The sequence below is a fragment of the Paraburkholderia jirisanensis genome, from assembly GCF_054782355.1.
On record NZ_BAAGSQ010000004.1, the window covers coordinates 20442 to 40345 of the forward strand.

General features: G+C 59.9%; 19 protein-coding genes. 13 read left to right on the forward strand and 6 right to left on the reverse strand.

Going from position 1 to position 19904, the window contains the following annotated elements; translation table 11 throughout:
- The first annotated feature begins 29 nt into the window (after window positions 1-29).
- From ACYVNQ_RS02635 to ACYVNQ_RS02650, 4 genes are read left to right on the forward strand one after another with little or no spacing between them, the layout of a single operon-like run.
- On the forward strand, window positions 30-782 hold the full coding sequence (locus tag ACYVNQ_RS02635) for a maleate cis-trans isomerase family protein (RefSeq protein WP_460900668.1): 753 nt from the start codon (window positions 30-32) through the stop codon (window positions 780-782).
- Window positions 783-828: 46 nt separating this feature from the next.
- On the forward strand, window positions 829-1656 hold the full coding sequence (locus ACYVNQ_RS02640) for an alpha/beta fold hydrolase (protein ID WP_460900670.1): 828 nt from the start codon (window positions 829-831) through the stop codon (window positions 1654-1656).
- A 36-nt stretch (window positions 1657-1692) separates the two neighbouring features.
- Complete coding sequence (locus tag ACYVNQ_RS02645) at window positions 1693-2736, forward strand: M29 family metallopeptidase (RefSeq protein ID WP_460900672.1); 1044 nt, start codon at window positions 1693-1695, stop codon at window positions 2734-2736.
- A gap of 9 nt (window positions 2737-2745) precedes the next feature.
- Complete coding sequence (locus ACYVNQ_RS02650; protein WP_460900673.1) at window positions 2746-3402, forward strand: isochorismatase family protein; 657 nt, start codon at window positions 2746-2748, stop codon at window positions 3400-3402.
- A gap of 134 nt (window positions 3403-3536) precedes the next feature.
- Here ACYVNQ_RS02650 and ACYVNQ_RS02655 read toward each other — a convergent pair whose 3' ends face one another.
- Both ACYVNQ_RS02655 and ACYVNQ_RS02660 read right to left on the reverse strand, forming a co-directional pair.
- Entirely contained in the window at window positions 3537-4619 is a 1083-nt protein-coding gene (locus ACYVNQ_RS02655; RefSeq protein WP_460900675.1) for a porin, read from the reverse strand.
- 289 nt (window positions 4620-4908) lie between these two features.
- Window positions 4909-6264, reverse strand: coding sequence for an MFS transporter (locus ACYVNQ_RS02660; protein ID WP_460900677.1), 1356 nt, complete (start codon window positions 6262-6264; stop codon window positions 4909-4911).
- Window positions 6265-6638: 374 nt separating this feature from the next.
- Here ACYVNQ_RS02660 and ACYVNQ_RS02665 point away from each other — a divergent pair, with 374 nt between their 5' ends.
- Complete coding sequence (locus ACYVNQ_RS02665; RefSeq protein WP_460900836.1) at window positions 6639-7331, forward strand: TetR/AcrR family transcriptional regulator; 693 nt, start codon at window positions 6639-6641, stop codon at window positions 7329-7331.
- Between the two features lie 21 nt (window positions 7332-7352).
- On the opposite strand, the gene ACYVNQ_RS02670 is transcribed toward ACYVNQ_RS02665, so the two are convergent.
- Window positions 7353-8057: a GntR family transcriptional regulator gene (locus ACYVNQ_RS02670; protein WP_460900679.1), complete on the reverse strand. Its 705-nt coding sequence runs from the start codon at window positions 8055-8057 to the stop codon at window positions 7353-7355.
- Between the two features lie 440 nt (window positions 8058-8497).
- Between ACYVNQ_RS02670 and ACYVNQ_RS02675 the strand changes: the two genes are divergently transcribed.
- The 7 genes from ACYVNQ_RS02675 (at window position 8498) to ACYVNQ_RS02705 (ending at window position 15377) form a co-directional block, all read left to right on the forward strand.
- A complete protein-coding gene (locus tag ACYVNQ_RS02675) occupies window positions 8498-8824 on the forward strand; it encodes a non-heme iron oxygenase ferredoxin subunit (protein ID WP_460900681.1) in 327 nt (108 codons plus the stop codon).
- A 94-nt stretch (window positions 8825-8918) separates the two neighbouring features.
- On the forward strand, window positions 8919-10166 hold the full coding sequence (locus ACYVNQ_RS02680; RefSeq protein ID WP_460900683.1) for an aromatic ring-hydroxylating oxygenase subunit alpha: 1248 nt from the start codon (window positions 8919-8921) through the stop codon (window positions 10164-10166).
- A gap of 85 nt (window positions 10167-10251) precedes the next feature.
- Window positions 10252-10728 carry an aromatic-ring-hydroxylating dioxygenase subunit beta gene (locus ACYVNQ_RS02685; protein WP_460900685.1) on the forward strand — a complete coding sequence of 159 codons (477 nt, stop codon included), beginning with the start codon at window positions 10252-10254 and terminating at the stop codon, window positions 10726-10728.
- 12 nt (window positions 10729-10740) lie between these two features.
- Window positions 10741-11916 carry an FAD-dependent oxidoreductase gene (locus ACYVNQ_RS02690; RefSeq protein ID WP_460900687.1) on the forward strand — a complete coding sequence of 392 codons (1176 nt, stop codon included), beginning with the start codon at window positions 10741-10743 and terminating at the stop codon, window positions 11914-11916.
- A 59-nt stretch (window positions 11917-11975) separates the two neighbouring features.
- The gene (locus tag ACYVNQ_RS02695; RefSeq protein ID WP_460900837.1) at window positions 11976-12734 is read left to right on the forward strand and encodes an AraC family transcriptional regulator; all 759 of its coding nucleotides are present in this window, start codon (window positions 11976-11978) and stop codon (window positions 12732-12734) included.
- Window positions 12735-12909: 175 nt separating this feature from the next.
- The gene (locus tag ACYVNQ_RS02700; protein ID WP_460900689.1) at window positions 12910-13194 is read left to right on the forward strand and encodes a hypothetical protein; all 285 of its coding nucleotides are present in this window, start codon (window positions 12910-12912) and stop codon (window positions 13192-13194) included.
- 5 nt (window positions 13195-13199) lie between these two features.
- Complete coding sequence (locus tag ACYVNQ_RS02705) at window positions 13200-15377, forward strand: FUSC family protein (protein WP_460900691.1); 2178 nt, start codon at window positions 13200-13202, stop codon at window positions 15375-15377.
- A 176-nt stretch (window positions 15378-15553) separates the two neighbouring features.
- On the opposite strand, the gene ACYVNQ_RS02710 is transcribed toward ACYVNQ_RS02705, so the two are convergent.
- From ACYVNQ_RS02710 to ACYVNQ_RS02720, 3 genes are all read right to left on the reverse strand, one after another.
- Window positions 15554-16498, reverse strand: a complete 945-nt coding sequence (locus ACYVNQ_RS02710; RefSeq protein ID WP_460900693.1) for an oxidoreductase — start codon at window positions 16496-16498, stop codon at window positions 15554-15556.
- Window positions 16499-16684: 186 nt separating this feature from the next.
- Window positions 16685-17314, reverse strand: a complete 630-nt coding sequence (locus ACYVNQ_RS02715; RefSeq protein ID WP_460900695.1) for a cysteine hydrolase family protein — start codon at window positions 17312-17314, stop codon at window positions 16685-16687.
- 92 nt (window positions 17315-17406) lie between these two features.
- Complete coding sequence (locus tag ACYVNQ_RS02720; RefSeq protein WP_460900697.1) at window positions 17407-18819, reverse strand: amidase; 1413 nt, start codon at window positions 18817-18819, stop codon at window positions 17407-17409.
- A gap of 457 nt (window positions 18820-19276) precedes the next feature.
- Here ACYVNQ_RS02720 and ACYVNQ_RS02725 point away from each other — a divergent pair, with 457 nt between their 5' ends.
- A complete protein-coding gene (locus tag ACYVNQ_RS02725) occupies window positions 19277-19831 on the forward strand; it encodes an OsmC family protein (RefSeq protein ID WP_460900838.1) in 555 nt (184 codons plus the stop codon).
- The last annotated feature ends 73 nt before the right edge of the window (window positions 19832-19904 follow it).

Consider the following 19904-nt stretch of genomic DNA (forward strand, 5'->3'; position numbering starts at 1 on the left):
AGCATATCCACGGATTGAGGTCATTTCACATGAGCAAAACTTATCGCATCGGCCAGATCGTGCCGAGTTCGAACACCACGATGGAAACCGAGATTCCCGCCATGTTGCGACTGCGGGAGACCATTCGCCCGGAGCGCTTCACGTTCCATTCGAGCCGGATGCGAATGAAGAAGGTGGTCAAGGAAGAACTCGCCGCGATGGATGCCGAATCCGATCGCTGTGCGCTTGAGCTTTCCGATGCGCGCGTCGACGTGCTCGGGTATGCGTGTCTCGTCGCGATCATGGCGATGGGCCACGGCTACCACCGCACATCGCAGAAGCGGTTGACCGCGCATACCGCGGATAACGGCGCGGAAGCGCCGGTCATCACCAGCGCTGGAGCGCTGATCGATGCGCTGGGCGTGATCGGCGCGCGGCGCGTCGTTGTCGTGGCGCCCTACATGAAGCCGCTCACCGAACTGGTGGTCGACTACATCCGTAACGAAGGCTACGAGGTGCTCGACTATCGCGCGCTCGAGATCCCGGACAACCTCGAGGTTGGGCGCCACAATCCGGATCTGCTGCCGGGCATCGTTGCGCAGATGAACACGCTGCAAGCCGATGCAATCGTGCTGTCGGCCTGTGTGCAGATGCCGTCATTGCCTGCCGTCGCGAAGGTCGAAGCCATGACCGGCAAGCCGGTGATCACCGCCGCGATCGCGACGACCTACGCGATGCTGCGCGCGCTCGATTTGGAAGCGATCGTCCCCGGTGCCGGTGCGCTGCTCTCGGGCGCCTATTGACCATCGGCATTTCCCGCTGCAGACACCGGCTATCAACGGAGCTCCAATGTCCAGTACCTTCCTCTACGGCGCGAATGTCGCCGCAAACGGCATCCGGCAGCACTATCTGCGCTATGGCGGCACGGGCGGCGAGCGCGTCGCGCGTCCGGCCGTCATGCTGATTCCAGGCATCACGAGTCCCGCTGTCACATGGGGTTTCGTCGGCGAAGTGCTAGGTGCGCATTTCGACACCTACTTGATCGATGTGCGCGGTCGCGGTTTGTCCGAGGCTTCGCCGACGCTCGATTACAGCCTGGCCGCGCAGGGTGACGACGTGGTCGCGCTCGCGGCCGCGCTCGGCCTGAAGCGCTTCTCGCTGGTCGGTCATTCGATGGGCGCGCGCATCGCCGCGCGCGCGGCGCTGCACCAGCCGGCCGGCCTCGAACGCGTCGTCCTGGTGGACCCGCCGGTGTCCGGCCCTGGCCGCCGCGAGTATCCGGGCAAGACGCCGTGGTACGTCGACTCGATGGCGCTTGCGCGCGACGGTACGGATCACGAAGCGATGCGCGCCTTCTGCCCCAGCTGGACCGATCACGATCTGCGGTTGAGGGCAGAGTGGCTGCACACCTGCGACGAGCGCGCAGTACTCGAATCGTACAAAGGTTTCCACACCGACGACTTCCACGCAGATGCCGCGCAACTGCATGTGCCGTCCCTGTTGATCACGGCTGAGCGGGGCGACGTGGTGCGCGACGAGGATGTCGCGGAACTGCGCGGCGCGACACCGTCGATGCTGCATATACGCGTGCCGGGCGCCGGGCACATGATCCCATGGGACAACGCGGAAGGTTTCTACGCGGCATTTGGCGAGTTCCTCGGTGCACCGCTTGTCTAAGACCGTCTTTTTCTTCATGCCTTAAAGGAGCTGTTCATGCCTGTCAGCGACTATCAAATGGTGCAAGCGTGGAAGGAGGTGCTCAAGCTGTCTCGCCTCGAACGTGGACACACCGTCACGATTCTGACGAGTTCGTCGACCCATCCGCAGACGCTTGCCACTGCGCTTATCGCCACGCAGACCATGGGTGCCATCGTCAACCGGCTCGATCTGCCGCCGGTCAATGGTGAGAAAGCGTTCAGCCGCGACTCGCTCGCGTATCTGGGCACGACACCGCTGACGGGCAACCGCGCGGCCATCGCGGCGCTGAAAGAGAGCGATCTCGTGCTCGACCTGATGACGCTGCTTTTCTCGCCGGAGCAGCACGACATCCTTAAGTCGGGCACCAAGATCCTGCTTGCCGTCGAGCCCCCCGAAGTGCTGGCCCGACTGGTGCCGACGGAGGCTGACCGCGTACGTGTGCTCGCCGCCGCGAAAAAGATCGGTGCCGCGCGCGAGATGCGTGTCACGTCGCGGGCCGGCACGTCGCTGGTGTGTCCGCTGGGCGAATTTCCGGCTATCGCCGAATACGGATTCGTCGACGAACCTGGCCGTTGGGATCACTGGCCGAGCGGTTTCGCGTTGACCTTCCCGAACGACCAGACGGCCAGTGGCACGATCGTGATCGACCGCGGCGACATCCTCCTGCCACAAAAGCGCTACGTCAACGAGCCGATCGTGCTCACGGTGGAAAAGGGCTACGCGACGAAGATCGAAGGTGGGGTCGACGCAGCGCTGCTGCGCGATTACATGGAAACCTTCGAAGATCCCGAAGGCTATGCGATTTCTCACATCGGCTGGGGGCTGCAAGCTCGCGCGCGTTGGTCCACGCTGGGGCTCTATGACCGGGAAGCCACCATTGGAATGGACGCGCGGGCCTTCGAGGGTAACTTCCTGTTCTCGCTCGGGCCGAACAACGAAGGCGGTGGCAGTCGTACGACCACTTGCCACATCGATATTCCACTGCGTCACTGCACCGTAAGACTCGACGACGAGCTTGTCGTCGCCGACGGCCACGTGACGGATAACGTCCGACAATGAAGGGCTGCCATGACCGATATTTCGCATCATGCCGAGGTGGGCGTATACCACAGGCAAGGCTTCGGAACGCCGCTGCCAGTTCATGGCAACGTAGGCTTCCTCATCATCGACTTCGTGGCCGGCTTCGCGAATCCGAACGTGTTTGGCGGCGGTAACATTGGGCCGGCAATCGCACGTACGGTCGATGCCCTTGCGCTCGCGCGCCGTAATGGCTGGCCGGTTGCCCATAGTCGTATCGTCTATGCCGGCGATGGGAGTGACAGCAATGTCTTTTCGCTCAAGGTTCCGGGCATGGCGACGCTCACGGAGGACAACCCGGATAGCGCGATCGTAGACGAGCTCACGCCCGAAAAAGGTGAAGTGGTTGTACGGAAAACGGTCCCGTCAGCATTTTTCGGCACCCAGCTCGCCCCTTGGCTCACCGAGCGTGGCGTGCAGACGTTGCTCGTCGCGGGTGCCGTAACGAGCGGCTGCGTGCGCGCTAGCGTCGTGGATGCCATGTCGTACGGTTTCCGGCCGCTCGTACTTGCCGATTGTGTGGGCGATCGTGCAATTGCGCCGCATGAGGCGAGCCTGTTCGATATGGAGCAGAAATACGCAGCAGTCATGCCACTCACCGATGCAATCACGGCTATTGAAAAAAGCATCGGCAAGTGCGTTCGCTGACCTTTCGCTGGACAATCTGATACGTTTCCATCTGTAAGACGGGCCGGCCGCGCGGAGGCCTTCATGCGCGCCCGGCCGATTCGCTTCAAAGTCGCCCAAGGCTCTGGCGCACGACCTCCATGATCGCGGCAAGCTCAGAACCGATGCCGTATGCCGAAATTGATATTGAACTGCTTGTCGGTTGAAGATGCCGGCAGTTGACCGATCTGCATCTGGGTCGCGCCACCGCCTGCCGTTCCGTAGATGGCCCACATGTACAGGTCGGTACGCTTGGAGAGATAGTAGTCGGCAACCAGATTGTATTGCAGGTACTTGGGATGCTGGTTGACCGAGCCGATGCTGCCATTGATCACATCCACCGCAGCAGCGACACGCAAAGCCGGATGCACCCAGTAGTCAAGCTGCGCCATATAGATGTTGAACTGGGCATCGGCCCCGTTGATCGATTCGGTTAGATCCGAATGCGACATCGCAACGCGAGCGGTCAGCTTGCCGAATGTGTAAGCAACACCGCCGGCGGCAATATTCAAGTCTCGCGCGGTGGGCAAATACTTACCAAAGATCAATATGCTGGATGCTCCAGTGCTGTCAAACCACACGGCGTAGGGATCGCGCACAGACGTGTAGGCGGCACCGATCTGCAATGGGCCGTCTTTATAACCGGCGCCCACGCTGACCACGCTGTTCGTGGAAACCTGACCGGGAACCCCGCCAAACGCATACAACGCCGCCACCGAAAAGCCCCGGTAAGTCGGGCTGGTGTACTTGACCGCGTTGTTGGTAGTCCAGTCGTTGCCTGTATTGTCGATGTCGTAGACAGGCGCCGTGCCTCGACCATTCGCCATGATCGGTCCGACATAATCGACTATCTCGTCGTATTGCCGACCGAAGGTCAGGGTGCCATAGGGGCTGCCAAGTCCAACGAACGATTGCCGGCCGAATTCGCGGCCACCCTGCCCAAGCTTGCCAGTATTCAAATCGAAACCGTTCTCGAGGCGGAAGAACGTCCTGTAGCCGCCGCCGAGATCTTCGGTGCCGATCAATCCCCACTGCGAACCGATCCACGTCCCGCTTCGCATCCGATACGACGCACCGCCGCCGGCGTTATTAATGTACGCAATTGCCTCGTCGATCTGACCGAATAGCGTGACCGAGCTTTGTGCGCTGGCGTAACCAGTGGCGAGGCACAAGCCAAGCGCAACCAATGATTTAGTCATAGGTAATCCTAATTATGTGGAGAGCGATCCCGTAGCAACGGACCTGTTTACCGATCAAACTTCCTCGAGTAATTCTGGATGGGGAGTGGACCCCGGGAGGACAGGACCTCTCGCGTTCGCCTCTTCAGATGCACCACCACGGTGATGCAGGAAGAGGGCGATCGCTCGCAATGCGCCGTCTGGTCTTGCGGCGCTTGTCACCAGCGAGACGGTGTACGCCAGTGCCAGTCTGCTGCCCTGTACTCAGCTGGCGTTGTGCGCGGGCCTTTGAGCTCGGCCTGACTCACGCTCAGACGTCCCCAACGACGACCGAGGGCTGCAGCGATCTCGTGCCGCTGTACCGCCAGCCCATCAGGCCAACGCAGATCGCGGCAACGACGGCGGGTGCTGCCGCCACGCGAAAGATCGCATCGGGTGCCCAGTTGGCGGCATACAGCACGCCGGCGAGGTACGTGCCGGCGGCGCCACCGAGACGGCCCACTCCGTATGCCCATGCGACGCCCGTCGCGCGAAGCCCGGCCGGATAAAAAATAGAGCCGAGGGCGACTACACCTTTTTGGCCACCGCTGACGCAGAAGCCGCAACAGAACACCGTGAGCACGAGTATCCAATGCGCTGTGCCGAATGCGGCGGAGATTGCCAGCATGGATATGCTGCCGAACAGATACAGCACGGACAGGATCATGTACGGACCAATCCGGTCCATCAACGGGCCCATGGCGAGACCCGCGACCATGCCGCCGATGGTGCTGACCGCGGTTGCCCAGACGATGAGGTCGGGGGTGTAGGAGAGCGAGTGGAGTACCGTCGGCAACCAGCTTTGCAGGAAATAGAATTCCGCAAGGTTGATGACGAATACCGCCCACAGCAGAAAGGTGCCGACGCGCAGACGCGCAGAGAACAGCCCCTTGATTTTCGTTTCGCCTGTCTGGCCTTCGTTGGAGGTCAGAATCGCGCCGTCCGGCAGCGCAAACTTGGGAAAGAACCGCTGCGCCATTTGCAGCAGGTGGATTTGCGAGCGCCGGCGCGCAAGATATGAGGCTGACTCAGGCAGGAAGGGAATGAGCAGCAGCGTCAACGCAATGGGGCCGAGACCACCTACCCAGAGCGGACCGACCCAGCCAAAAGTCGGGATCATCGCGCCGCAGCAGAAACCTGCGATCGTGAAGCCGAGCGAGTACCCGACATAAATCAACAACACGAATGTTGCGCGCGTGCGCTGTGGACTGAATTCGGACGTGAGGCCGATAGCGCAGGGCGCGGCGGCGCCCAGGCCGATCCCGGTGAGGAGCCGGAGCACAATCAGCTGCGGCGCGTTAGTCACAAAGACGGTCAGGAGTGTGAAGAGGCCAAAGAGCGCGGTCGACAAGACAGTCATTTTTTTGGGGCCGAACCGATTCGCAAGTGGCGAGATGCCGAAATTTCCAATCAGCAGCCCCACGAAGGCCGCCGAAAAGATGGTGCCGAGGATCGACTTGGGAAGGTGCCACTCGTTCGCAAGGACGGGCACGATGTAGCTGATCGTCTGCGTATTGAAGCCGTCGAATAACATCAGCAATGCGCAGAGGCCGAGGCCGACGTACTGCGTTCGGCCGATGCGGTGACGGTCTATCACCTCGTGGATATTGATTTTTCGTGCTTCCATGACTTCTCTCTCCAGTGCGACGGGCTCGATCGATCTGTAGACCAAACGGGTTTGTTCAAATAGGTGGCCGTATAGCGGGGCTGCACGATCCGGAGCGAGCGAGGAGGCAGGTCGACTGTAGGATATTTGTACAGGAAACCGAAAGCTCTACGCCGTAAAAAAATATTATATGGCCATAAAATTACTTAAAGCTATGGTTTACCCTGGGGTGTTGTTGAGCTGACGGACGCAGCGTTCCCGTAAGCGTCGAGTGGGCTAGATGTTCCTCACGATCCACTTTCTACTGGTCGGTCTTATAATTAAGCCTTTCCGTCGGCTTGGTAGAGACGTGCCACGGTCGGTCCAGCCACAGATGGAGTTCAGAACTCACTGTTATGAATAGACAACCAGAACGCGCTCAGGGCGCTTTACGGCGTCGCGGGGCGCTCGGTCGGCCTGCCGGCGCCACCGAGAACCAGAAAGAAAGCATTCTGGACGCAGCAGAGGTCGACTTTTCTCATCGGGGGTATGCGGGCACGACGCTGCGTGAGGTCGCATTGTCATGTGGGGTGACGCAAGCGCTGATCACCTATTACTTCGGCACCAAGCAGCAGCTCTTCGAGGAAGTATTTCTACGTCGGGCGACGAAGATATCGGATGATCGGGTCAAATTCCTCGCGCAGATAGAATCGCGTGGCGCGGATGTCGACCTTGAGGAAATCGTCCGCTCGTTCCTGAAACCAATCATTGCGTTGCGCGCGACGGTCTCGGGGAGAGCTTTTATCCGGCTGCAGGCGCGCCTGCATACGGAACCGCCGGAGGTGTCGTACAAACTGCGCAATCTGGCTTATAGCGAGTCGACCAAGGCGTATGTGGACGCCATGCGCCGTGCGCTGCCGGGATTGCCGGAAAAGGATCTGTACTGGCGTGTGACACTGATGATCGGCGCCTATCTGTACGCATTCTCAGATAGTCACCGACTCGACGTGCTCGCCAAGGATATATGCAACCCGGCAGATTCTGCCGAGGTGCTCGAGCAGTTGACCGCCTTCGTGGTCGGCGGCCTGCAGGCTGCGGCTGCGAAGTGATCGCGCCGGGATAACTGCTTGCTAGGCAGGCGCGCCGGTCGCCGCCGTTTGCGCCAGCCCCGCATGGGTGAGCAGCTGGGCGCCGACGCCGAGCAGGTGGGCGCGCGCAAGCGCGAACGCGCGCTCGGGTTCGCCGTCGACGATCGCCCGCATGATCTCCTGGTGCTCTTCGCCGGTGCCCGCTTCGCGGCTGAACGGGCGGTCACGGTTGATTGAGTGCCGCACGCGATGCACGTGCCACATCAGGTGCTCGTGCATCTGCCGCATCACCGGGTTGTTGGCACCTTCGATGATCGCGTAGTGGAAATCGTCGTTGAGTTCGAAGTATCGGCGATGGTTGCCTTTTTCCAGCGCGATCTGCATCAGTTCAGACGTCTTGCGCAGTTTGCGTAGCGCTTCCGGGGCGTGGCTACGTGCCATGGTCTCGGCAGCCGCCGCCTCGAGCAACGCCAACACCTCGAACGCACCGATGATGTCCGACGCATCGGGCGCCGTCACCACCGCGCCGACGTGCGGAATCATCTCCACCAGCCCCTCGGTTTCGAGAATCCGGAACGCGTCGCGCAGCGGCGTGCGCGAGACGCCAAACTCCTCGCAAAGGAGCGGCTCGGGCAGGCGCTCGCCGGCCTGCCAGCGGCCTTCGACGATATCGAGCCGAAGCTGTTCCAGGATGGCGACATGCATCGACTCTCTGCGCACCAGCGCACGTCCCAACCGGGTTTTCACGGGCATTTCTCGCAATTGGACCTCGAGATGTTTCGTCGCGCGGAGCATGAAATGCAGCGACGGGACGGTGCGAAATTATACGGACTTGTTTCCTCACACGGAACCTGTGTTCTTCTGCTGACGCAGGCGATCTTGCCCGGCACCTGCTTGCCCGAGCCTACCGCTCCAACCAGTAACCGGGCTGCTTCTCCGGGGTGAAATCTTTATTTGTACATTCGTACAAATAAGCCGGCACCCCAATCGAAAGCATCGGATTTCACGGTTTCATGCGGGTTTAAGGCCTATTCTAGCGCACCCCGAAGGCTCGCGACGCTGAAATATCTTGCGATTCATAAAAATGCGATATACGATTTGTCGCAAGGTGGCAGCGCAAATCGGATGAGGTGTCGCTGCCGTTACGTCATGTTTGCCGCTACGCGGCTTTCTGGAGAGAGGTCAACGTGTCCTGGCTTAACGTAGCGAGACTGTCCGATCTGACGCCTGAGTATCCGGCGGCGTGCAGCGTAAGCGGGCATCGAATCGCGGTCTATCTCGTCGATGGTGCGGTCTATGCAACGTCGAACATCTGCACGCATCAGTTTGCTTTGCTAAGCGATGGATATCTGGAAAACGGAGAGATCGAGTGTCCGTTGCATCAGGGGCGCTTTGATGTCCGATCCGGTAAGGCGCTTTGCTCGCCGCTCACCGTCGACCTCGCGACCTATGAGGTGGAAGTACGGGGCGACGAGGTGTGGATTCGCATTCCGCACGCGGTCAATCAGGCATAAGGTCGGGCACTCACCAGCGAGTGCGCGACAGCACTATCGTGGGCGCGGATATCGTGGGGAAAGTCCGTGCTCAACGTAACTTCAGGAGGCGAGGATGAGCGACGTAGATTTTCAAGGCCAACATATCAAATGGCCGGAAGCAGGAGTGAGCCGGGTTCCGTTCGAGATCTATACGGACGCGGCTCTTTACGACGAGGAGCAGGAGTCCCTGTTCAAGGGGCCGATCTGGAACTTCGTTGGCGTCGACGTGGAGGTGCCTTCAGTCGGCGATTTCAAGACCAATTTTGTCGGCGACACGCCGGTCGTGGTCGTAAGGAGTTCGGCCGAGGCTTATAGTGCGTTCGTGAACCGTTGCGCGCATCGTGGTTCGACACTCTGCTATGAGAAAACCGGCAATCGCGATGCGTTTACGTGCGTCTACCATAACTGGTCGTACGATCTGGAGGGCAACCTCAAGACAGTCGCGTTTCACAAGGGCGTGCGCGGCAAGGGTGGCCTGCCGGACGATTTCCGCACCTGCGATCACAATCTTCAGAAGCTGCGTGTCCAGGAGCTGTGCGGACTTCTGTTCGTATCGTTCGATGAGGCCGCGCCGGATCTCGAGGAATTCCTCGGCCCCAAAATGTGCGCGCACATCCGTCGCATCTTTGCGAAGAAGATCCGGATTCTCGGCACATTTTCGCAGTACATGCACAACAACTGGAAGTTGTACATGGAGAACGTAAAAGACTCGTATCACGCGAGCCTTTTGCATACGTTCTTCACGACGTTCAAGCTGAACCGGCTTTCCATGCAGGGCGGCCTGATTCTCGAGGGGGACGGTGGCCACCACATCAGCTATTCGAAAATGGCCACCGACTCGGGCACGGGCACCGATTACGAAAGTGGTGCCATTCGCGCGCAAAACGACGAATTCGCATTGCACGACGGCCGGATTCTCAAAAGCTGGCCGGAATTCGAAGACGGCATCACGCACGCCATTCAAGGCATTTTCCCCAATCTGATCGTCCAGCAGATCCAGAACTCGCTCGCGTTGCGCCTGCTGATTCCGCGCGGCGTCAACGGTTGCGAGCTGGTGTGGATCATGTTCGGTTTCGAATCGGATACGCAGGAACAGACCGATATCCGCGTCGCGCTGAGCAATCTGGTTGGACCGGCGGGGCTCGTATCGATGGAAGACGGTGTGATCGGCAGCTTCGTGCAGCGTGCGATCGTCGGCAACCAGGGTCGTGAGACGGTGCTCGAGATGGGCGGGCGATCGGTCGAGAGCCAGGAATCGCGCGTCAGTGAAGCATCGGTTCGTGGGTTCTGGCAAACCTACCGCAAGTACATGCAACTGTGACCCAGCCATAGTGAGTTCTATGGTGCGCGTGGCGATGCTATGGCGCGCTGCGGATATAAAACCTGTTTAACCAAGGAAGACCACCGTGTCCGGATCTACCGAACTTTTCCATCGCGTGAGGCCGCTATACGATGCCTACGCCGACTGCATCGACGAAGAGCGCTATGAAGAATGGCCCAGCTTTTTCGAAGATGAATGTTTCTATCAGATTACGACGCGAGAAGCGCGTCTCAAATCGCTGCCCATCGGCATTATCCAGTGCAACAGCAAGGGTATGCTGATCGACCGGATCAACTCGATGAAGCGGGCCAATATCTTCGAGCCGCAACGCTATCGGCATCTGCTCGGCGCGCTCCATGTGGAACCCGCCCAGAATGGGGCGATCCGCGCCCGGATGGGATTTAGCATCGTACGCAATCTCGAAAGCGGAGACAGCATGTTGTTCCTGTCTGGCGTGTGGCATGACGAGATCGTCGAGACGCCAGACGGCTTGCGGTTTCGCGAGAAGATCGCCGTACTCGATTCGAGTCGCGTCGACACCTTGATTGTCATACCTGTCTAAGAGGGCAACACGATGACCCGCGGCACCGAATACCCTGTCGTTATCGTTGGCACCGGCTTCGCGGGTTACACCGTTGCCCGTGAACTGCGGCGCCGCGACCGGAATATTGGTCTGTTGATGCTCAGTCTCGACGATGGCAACCAATATTCGAAACCGATGTTGTCGAACGCTTTCGCTCAAAAGATGAGCGCTGCACAACTGGCGGGTACGCCGAGAGAGCAGATGGCGAAGCGGCTGAATGCCGAGATCGAGTCGAATCTTGGTGTCGAATGGATCGACCCGGTTGCGCACTGCCTGCATCTGTCGGACGGCAACGAAATCCGGTACGGCAAACTGGTGCTCGCGGTCGGCGCGCGCGCGCGGCTTCCCCAGTTCGGTGGAAATGCGGCCGGCCGGCTGCTATCCGTCAACAGTCTTGCGGAATACGAGGCGTTGCGCGCCGCGCTCGACGGCGCATCCAGGGTCGCGGTCATCGGAGCGGGGCTCGTTGGCTGCGAACTCGCGAACGACTTGCTCGCTGGTGGCTATAGCGTGGATTTGCTGGATGTGTCGATGCGTATGCTCGAACGCTTCCTGCCTCCTGATGCAGCTGATATCGTGACACAAGCCCTGGTCGCCGAGGGCGTGCGTTGGCATCCCGGCGCACGTATCGAGTCCATCGATACGGTGGGGGAGGACGGTCGAAAGTTGACGATCACAGGCGCCAACGGCCTTCAGATCGCGTGCGACGTGGTGATCACAGCAATAGGACTTGAACCGCAGACGGTGCGCGCTGTGCCGTCATTCGAGACACATCGGGGCATTGTCGTAGACCGCTATTTGCGGACCTCCGCACCGGACATCTATGCAATCGGAGACTGCGCAGAAATGGACGGCAGCGTGCTTCCATTTCTCGAGCCGATTCAACATGGTGCGCGGGCATTGGCCGCAACGCTCACTGGAGCGGCTACACCTGTGCACTATCCGCCGATGCCGATCGACGTCAAGACGCCAGCGCATCCGGTGCGCGTACTGTTGCCGCCTGCCGGTACGCGCGGCGGTTGGCAGGTGCAGAACAGCATGAGCGCAGGCGTATATGCAACGTTCGTCGATGAAGGTGGCGTTATCGCTGGCTACGCATTATCCGGCGATCAGATAGGCCGGGAGAATGAGCTAACCCACGTGCTGGAGCCGCACGCGGCCGGCTGACCGTGAAGCTCAACGCTCTCATCTCCGATCTGAATGCTGATGCGGGCGATCGGCCTGTTATGGCGATGCGCCTCGCGGTTAAAGAATACGAAGAAGAGATCCCGGTGCATCGACATAGCCAGGGCCAACTGGTTTTTGCGCTACACGGGGCAGTGACGTGTCAGGTGGAGGACGCGCTGTGGATGGTTCCTCCTCATTGCGGCGTATGGATTCCCGGTGGTTTGCTGCACAGCAACCGTGCGACTGCAAACGCAAAACTCTACTATCTGTTTGTCGAGCCTGGCGCGGTTGTTTTGCCCAGGCAATGTTGCACGCTATCGATCTCTCCGATGCTGCGGGAGATGATCCTGCACCTCGCGAGCGTTCCTCAAAACTACGAAATAGATGGGCATACCGACCGTCTGGCCCGCGTGCTGCTGCAAGAGTTAGCGTTAATGCCAATGGAAAGGCTTTGCTTGCCGGTCAGTAACCATCCAAAAATACTTCAGATCGAGCATTCGTTGCGCGCCGATCCGGGCGATCGCAGTACGATCAGGCAGTGGGCGAGGCGCGTGGCGATCAGCGAGCGGTCATTGTCCCGGCTGATCGTCGCGGAAACCGGGCTGACGTTCGGGCGTTGGCGCCAACTGTTCCAGCTGCTTTTCGCCATCAGAGAGCTTGCGGGCGGGGCATCGGTACAGCGGGTATCGGACGATCTCGGCTATGAGTCTGTGACCGCTTTCATCACGATGTTCAAGAAGGCGCTTGGGCAACCCCCTGCACGCTACTTCGCGTCGCTGTCGCGAAGGCAGGATGCTGAGTCGCTGATGAGGAAATAGCCGCTGTTCTGCTCGGCGCACGGTAATCACTCGCCACGGGCTGGCATCGAATTTGTGCTGGCAGAATCTGGAGATAAATTGGCAAACTAACGAAATCTTTCGAACTTGTCGATGAGTAACATGCGCAAACGGCAGCCGCGAAGGCGATAGCAATCGAGAACGGCGTCCGCGGTGCATGGAACACTCAACCTCTTCAAGTGATCTCGTGAAATTTCCCTTTCAAATTCTTGCTATCGCTGTTGCCATTGGCGCTCCTGTTGCTTCGTTCGCTCCGCCGTTAAATCAGCCGCTCCCGAAAGTCGAATCGACCACACAGAACCAGGCTGCAGATCAATGCTTCGGCATGAAAGCGAATGCAGGCGGCTACGGCGCGAGTATCAATGGCGGCACATGGGAGGCAGGCCATACCGGCAGCGGCACAATCAGCGCTTATTCGCCGCCCGCCCTCAAGTCAAAGTAAGCGCTATGCCCACACCTTTCTCACGGACCACACCGGTGCGTTCGTTCACTGTGCTCTGCTCGGCCATCGGCGAATGGTCGCGTACCGACGGGCTTACGTGGCTTTATCTGATCAAGGCGCTGGCCGCGTGCTTTCTGGCGCTGGGTGTCGCGATGAAGCTTGATCTCCCGCAACCGCGCACGGCAATGATCACCGTGTTTATCGTGATGCAACCGCAAAGCGGCATGGTGCTGGCTAAGAGCTTTTACCGCATTTGCGCAACGCTTGTGGGGCTCGCCGTGACGCTAGCTTTGGTTAGTGTGTTTTCACAGAATCCTGAAATGTTCGTCGCCTCGACTGCAATATGGGTTGGCATTTGCACGATAGGCGCGGCGCGTAACCGCAACTTCAAATCGTATGGCTTTGTGCTCGCAGGTTATACCGCTGCACTGATCGGCATCCCGGCGTCGCAACATCCGGACAGCGCGTTTATCGGTGCGCTCACACGGGTGGCCGAGGTGATCGTCGGCATCCTCAGTTCGGGATTGGTCAGCGCACTGGTTTTTCCGCGTCACACCGGCGATCAACTGCAGATCACCTTGCAAGATAGATTCGTGGCTTTCACGGAATACGTTTCCGTTGCGCTCTCTGGCCGTATCGAACGTCAACAGGTTGAGGCAACGAACGCGCGCTTGATAGCCGAGGTGGTCGGTTTCGAGTCTATGCGTAGCGCGGCAATTTTCGAAACACCGGACGTGCGCATGCGCGGCCGCCGACTCGCACGCCTCAACAGTGAGTTTATGACGCTCTCGACGCGTTTTTATGCCCTCTATCAGTTGATCAACCGGCTGCGTAGTGCACGCACGCGCGAGGCAAACTTCGCGATAGAACAACTGCAGCCGTATCTCCAGCAGATGTTGCCCCTGCTTGCCAAAGCGGGCGAGCCGGATGCGAACTCCGGGAGTGCGATGCATGTGGCCGCGCAACTCGAAGCGTACGAGGCACAACTACTGCAACGCATAAACGAGACACACGCCATCCTTGAAAATCGACGGCTTGAATTCGACACGGGAGTAGAACTGCTCTATCGCTTCATCAAAGAGTGGCGCGCATACACGGCGACCTATGCATCGCTGTCATTCGATACGCACGAGCGCGAACACTGGATTGAACGCTACGAGCCAAAGACCAACCTGATCGGAGCGGCGGCGGCCGGGTTGCGCACGATCGTGCTGACCATGTTGCTTGGAGCCTTCTGGATCGCTACCGCGTGGCCGAGTGGTTTGACCTTGACTGTCGGCGCGACGACCGTTACCGCGCTGATTTCGTCGTCGCCGAATCCAAAGCGAACTGCATTCCAGATGACCTGCGGGGCATTGCTATCGTCGATCACCGGCATGATCACAGTATTTGGCGTGTATCCGCATATCGACGGCTTTCCGCTGCTGTGCGCCGCGCTTGTTCCATTCCTGTCGATCGGCATTTGGCTGACGACCCGACCCGGGCTGGCTGGCTGCGGTTTGGGATACCTGATCTTCTTCTCTTTCCTGGCCGGACCGGACAACGTGATTCATTACGATCCAGATGCTTTCGTGAACGACGCGCTAGCGCTCGTGCTTTCGATGGCCGTAACGACGATCGCGTTTGCCGTGATGTTGCCGCCATCGACCCCGTGGTTGCGTGACCGCTTGCTCGTCGACCTCCGTCGCCAGATCGTGATGGCGAGCCGAGCCGGTATCCGGCAAGTGCGCTCGCGCTTCGAGAGCGGTACGCGCGATCTTGCCATGCAGATCCATGTCCTTGCCCAGACGGAACCAGAGTCGAAACGGGACGCGCTGCGCTGGCTTCTTTTCGTGCTCGAGGTGGGCAACGCTGTGATTGATCTTCGCAAGGAGATCGCGTCGCTGCCTGCCCACCTTCGGCATGCCGAGTCGATGCCGTGGCGTGTCTCCCTGCGCGCCGTGCGGGACGCGCTGACTGCGTTATTCGTTGTGCCGGGTTCCGATCGCCTCGATCGTGCGCTGAACGCGACTGTTGAAGCGGTCGCCGTCATTCAGCACAGCATTGCCGTCTCTGCACATCCGCGTGAGGAGGGACATCGGTTGCAACGCATCGTGAGCCAATTGCATTTCATTCGCACAGCACTCGTCGATCCGCAATCGCCGCTTGGGCCGTATGCGAATGAAATTGACGCAGCAATCTGATCCGCTGGCGCCCGATCCCGGCGATCTGCCATGGGCGCGGCTCGCGCCGGGCATCCGGACTCGTCCGAATGGTCCGGCGTTTGGTTCGCGCTGAGACGATGCCGCGGCTGGGCGTTTTCTTCACGGCCGCGCCTTGATCGAAGCGAGCATGGCAATCGGCCAGGCCGCTTCGACGATCATCCATAAGATACCCCGGTCAGGGTTTCGCAGAGATGCCACAGGCGCGTGGCATCGGCATCGTTGCGCGCGCGGGATGCAACCTTCGCTGGGCCGACACGTTGGCCGCGAGCCTCGAGAATGCCGAGCGGCCCATAGTAGCCGCCACTGACGACTTCGGGTGCGGTCGCGGCATAGAGTGTCGGTAGCGCACCGTCGAAATCGCTGTTGAGGAAGGTGCCGATGAGGCCGCCCAACGCAGCGCGGACGGCTCGCGTTGCGGGCGATCGGTCGTCGCGGAACAGATTCGTCGCGGCAACGCCGGGATGCGCCGCCACCGACATCACACGCGATCGCCGTGCGCGCAAACGTCGATCGAGTTCGAAGGCGAACATCAGATCCGCCAGTTTCGACTGCCGGTAGGCGAACATCGGCTGGTAACGGCGCGTTGCCTGCAGGTCTTCGAAATCGATTCGCCCGGTTTTGTGCGCGATAGACGCAATCGTTACGACCCTCGGGGGCTGCGCCGCGCTGTTTGCCGCCATCTCGAGCGCAGGCAGAAGCAGGGCGGTCAGCGCAAAATGCCCGAGCACGTTGACGCCGAACTGCAGTTCGAAGCCGTCGGCGGTTTCGACACGGTCCGGCGGCGCCATCACGCCCGCGTTGTTGACGACAATATCGACGGGTTGCCGCAGCGCGACCTGGCGCTCCGCGAAAGCGCGTATCGACGCGAGACTGGCGAGATCGAGCTGCTCGAGATGCAATCGGGCATGAGGCAGTTCCGTTTGCAGTCGGGCGACGGCTTCTGCGCCGCGTCGCTCGTTGCGGCATGCAAGGACGATCTCGGCGCCGCGGCGAGCCAGCATGGCGGCCGTGTGGTAGCCAATGCCGCTATTCGCGCCTGTGACGATCACGCGCCTGCCGTCTTGTGGTGCGATGCCGTCGACGCTCCACGGTTTGTTCATTGCTTGTGCAGAAGGTGAGGAGGATGTGCGGCGAGCTGATGATGGCGGCTTGCCGGGGGCTTTGACGCGAACATGGTAAGGCGATTTCAAGTTCGCGTGGCCATTTCATTCCGTTATTCGGCGGTGAATTCAAATGGCGAGAGGCCGGCCGCTACTTCCCGGCCGGCCCATCGACACGCTGCTGCGTCACATTTTTCCGTGCGCGCGGAGATTCGAGTAGTAGATGTTGTCGGACTCGACCTTGACCGGATCCTTCAGATTTTCCACCCACTCATCGGTCGACATCGTTGCCGCATAAGCGGACTCCATGATGACGGTGATGATCCGATGCATCTCCTCGGCGCTCGCGCGGCCCGCCTTGTTCTGATACGACAGTGAACCGGCGGCATCCGGCAGGAACTCAACCTGATAGCCCTTGTGCATGGCTTCGCGCATCGTCGAGTCGTTGCAGTTCTGCGTCATATAGCCGATGACAGTCAAGGTATCGATCTGGTGTGCTTTCAGCCAGTCCTCGAAGCCGGCGCCTGAAAAGACGCTTGGCAAGACTTTGGTAACGACGTGGTCGTGAGGGCGGTCCGCTACGTCAGGATGCAATTCCGCGCCAATGCTACCCTCTGCGAATATCGGCGCGTCGGCGGGCAAGACATGTTTCACCAGCACGACCGGGACACCATTGGCGTTTGCAGCATCAATCGCTTTCGCGATATTCGGCAGCGACGACGCGACCGGTGGGTATTCGATACGGAAGTTACCCGTCACGTACTCATTCTGTACATCAATGACGATCAACGCGCGGCGGGGTGCTTGCTGTGACATGGTGCTATCTCCGGAAAAGGGGGCCGTCGGCAGGCGACGGCCAATGATTGACGACAGTTAGATTGCTGGGGAACGTTGGATCGCGGCGCGATTCAGATGTTTGAAAGGTCGGGATAGAGACCACGCACCGGGCTTACTGCTTCCAGCAGCGAGGCGAGGTACAGGAGCGTCGACTCAGCCAGCCACGGCGCCACGAGTTGCACGCCAACCGGCAGCCCTTCGCGGCTCGTACCGAAGCGCAGCGACAGGCCCGGAAGCCCGGTCACATTGAGGGGCGCAGTGGCAGTCATCACGTGCAGCGACGACACCGACTGGCCATCGATGTTGAACTCGGCGGCGTCGTGTGCGTGTGCCGGCACCGGCGTCACCGGGCAGAGCAGGGCGTCGTAGCGCTGGAAGTACTCGGCAAAGCCGTCGCGCAGTTGCTCCGCCTTCTGCTCTGCATCGACGAAATCGGCGATCGACGTATCCGGCGTGTCATAGACTCCCTGGACGTGCTTGAAGATCTTGTCCTCGTGTCCGGCTGTCACCTTCCTGAAAGCCGGCTTGGTTTCCATGACCTGAAGTTTCCACAACAACTCGAGCGCGTTGATCTGCTCGAGCACCGGAATACGCACCGGCTCCACGGTCACGCCCAAACCTTTCAGCGCTTCGGCCGCGGCCTGCACGGTAGCCGCGACGTCGGCGTCCACGGGGGCGAAAGCATCGATCAGCAGGCCCACCCGAAGCGGACGGCCCGGTGTGGCACCCACGCCGGCATCCAGCTTGAGCGGGGCGGTCGAAAAACCGTCCGCGCCGTCAGGACCGGCCAGCAGCGAATAGGCGAGCGCGATGTCGCGAACGCTGCGTGCAATCGGTCCGAGGTGCCAGAAGCGACGCGGCACGCGCGGCCAGATACCCGTCATCGGAATCCGCCCGTGCGTGGCTTTGAGCCCGACCACACCGGTCAGGGCTGCCGGACCGCGCACCGAGATAGCGACGTCGGTTGCAAGACCAAGTGGCGACATCAGTGCCGCAATCGCCGCGGATTCGCCACCGCTTGAGCCGCCCGGCGTGCGGTCCAGATTCCAGGGGTTTCGCGTGCGCCCCGAAAGCAGATTGTCGGTTTCGATCCAGAACGAAAATTCCGGATGGTTGGTTTTCGCGAGCAGGATGCCGCCCGCCTTCTTCATGCGAACAATGCCGGTTGCGTCGGTGTCGGGTACGCGGCCCTTGAAGATCGGCGACGCGCGTTGCGTCATCACGCCGGCGGTGTCGATGGAGTCTTTTGCCGTGAAGGGCACGCCATGCAGCGGGCCCAGTTCTTCACCCTTCATCACCGCCTCTTCCGCGACTCTCGCGGCTTCGATCGCGTCGTCGGCGATCGTGACGATCGCGTTGATCCTGGAATCGACTGCGGCGATGCGCTCGAGGTGCGCCTGCACGACCTCTACCGGCGAGACTTCCTTGTTGCGAATCAGTTCGGCGAGTTTGGTTGCGTCCTGGGAGATGAGTTCGATGCTCATGGTGAGATCCTTAAAGTGTCGGAAAGTATGTGGAGCTGGATTATAACTAGCTAACGTTAGTTAGGTTTTAAGCCGGCGCCTGTTTGTTTCAGTGCTTGCAGTCTACGGGGGGAGGCCACTTTGATGGAGCCCCGCTGAAACAATTGAATGTTGTTGTTTTTTGTGCCAACCGGGGCGCGTGCGTGGCGTTTGCGCTGCACGTAGATATTCGGAAGCCATGCAGGCGAGCGTGCCGGCAATGGTCTCGGGAGGTTCGGGCGCCTGTCGCTGCCGCGCCGGCGTGATTCCGCAGCAGCGCTGGTTTGAATACTGACCAAACAGTGTGTGGAGGCGGAGGCGACCACAGCATACGATTTCGACCGCATCCTGCACACACCCCAGGCCGATGATCGAACACACCGCCGGGAAGGCCAGCCTGAAATCGTCATTCTTCAACTCACTCAAGGTAACGCAGAAGATGGACCTGAATCTGAATGGAATCGACGTTGAAGCGTTGAACAGTTTGGTCGACGAAGTGAGACACGACGCCGAAAAAGGGAAGGTGGCCTTCAAGGTCAAGACTAAATGGAAAGGGCAGACCAGAACGGTGTCGACCGTCTCTGCATACGAGCTCAATGGCATAGAGATCGACCGCAACTTCGAAATCCCTGCTGACGAACCGACTGAACTTCTAGGCAACAACACCGCGGCTAACCCGCAAGAGCTTTTGATGGCGGCGCTCAATGCCTGCATGTCAGTGGGCTATGCTGCAAATGCTACAGCGATGGGCATCAAGCTCGATTCGCTCGAAATCGAAACAGAGGGCAAGCTCGATCTCCGTGGGTTCCTCGGCCTCAATGCCGAAATCAAGCCCGGTTATGAAGTCGTGCACTTCGCGGTTCGCATCAAATCAGATTCCCCGCGCCAGCTGGTGGAGCAGTTGCACCAGCGGGTGATGAAAACTTCACCAAACTTCTCGAACTTTTCGACGAGCATCCGCATGGTTCCACGACTTGTAGTCGAAGGCGCGTGAGCAGCGGTCAGCGATGCTCAGGCATGACCTGCAACATCGGCTCCGACGTCCGCACGACTTCTCTTATGGACGA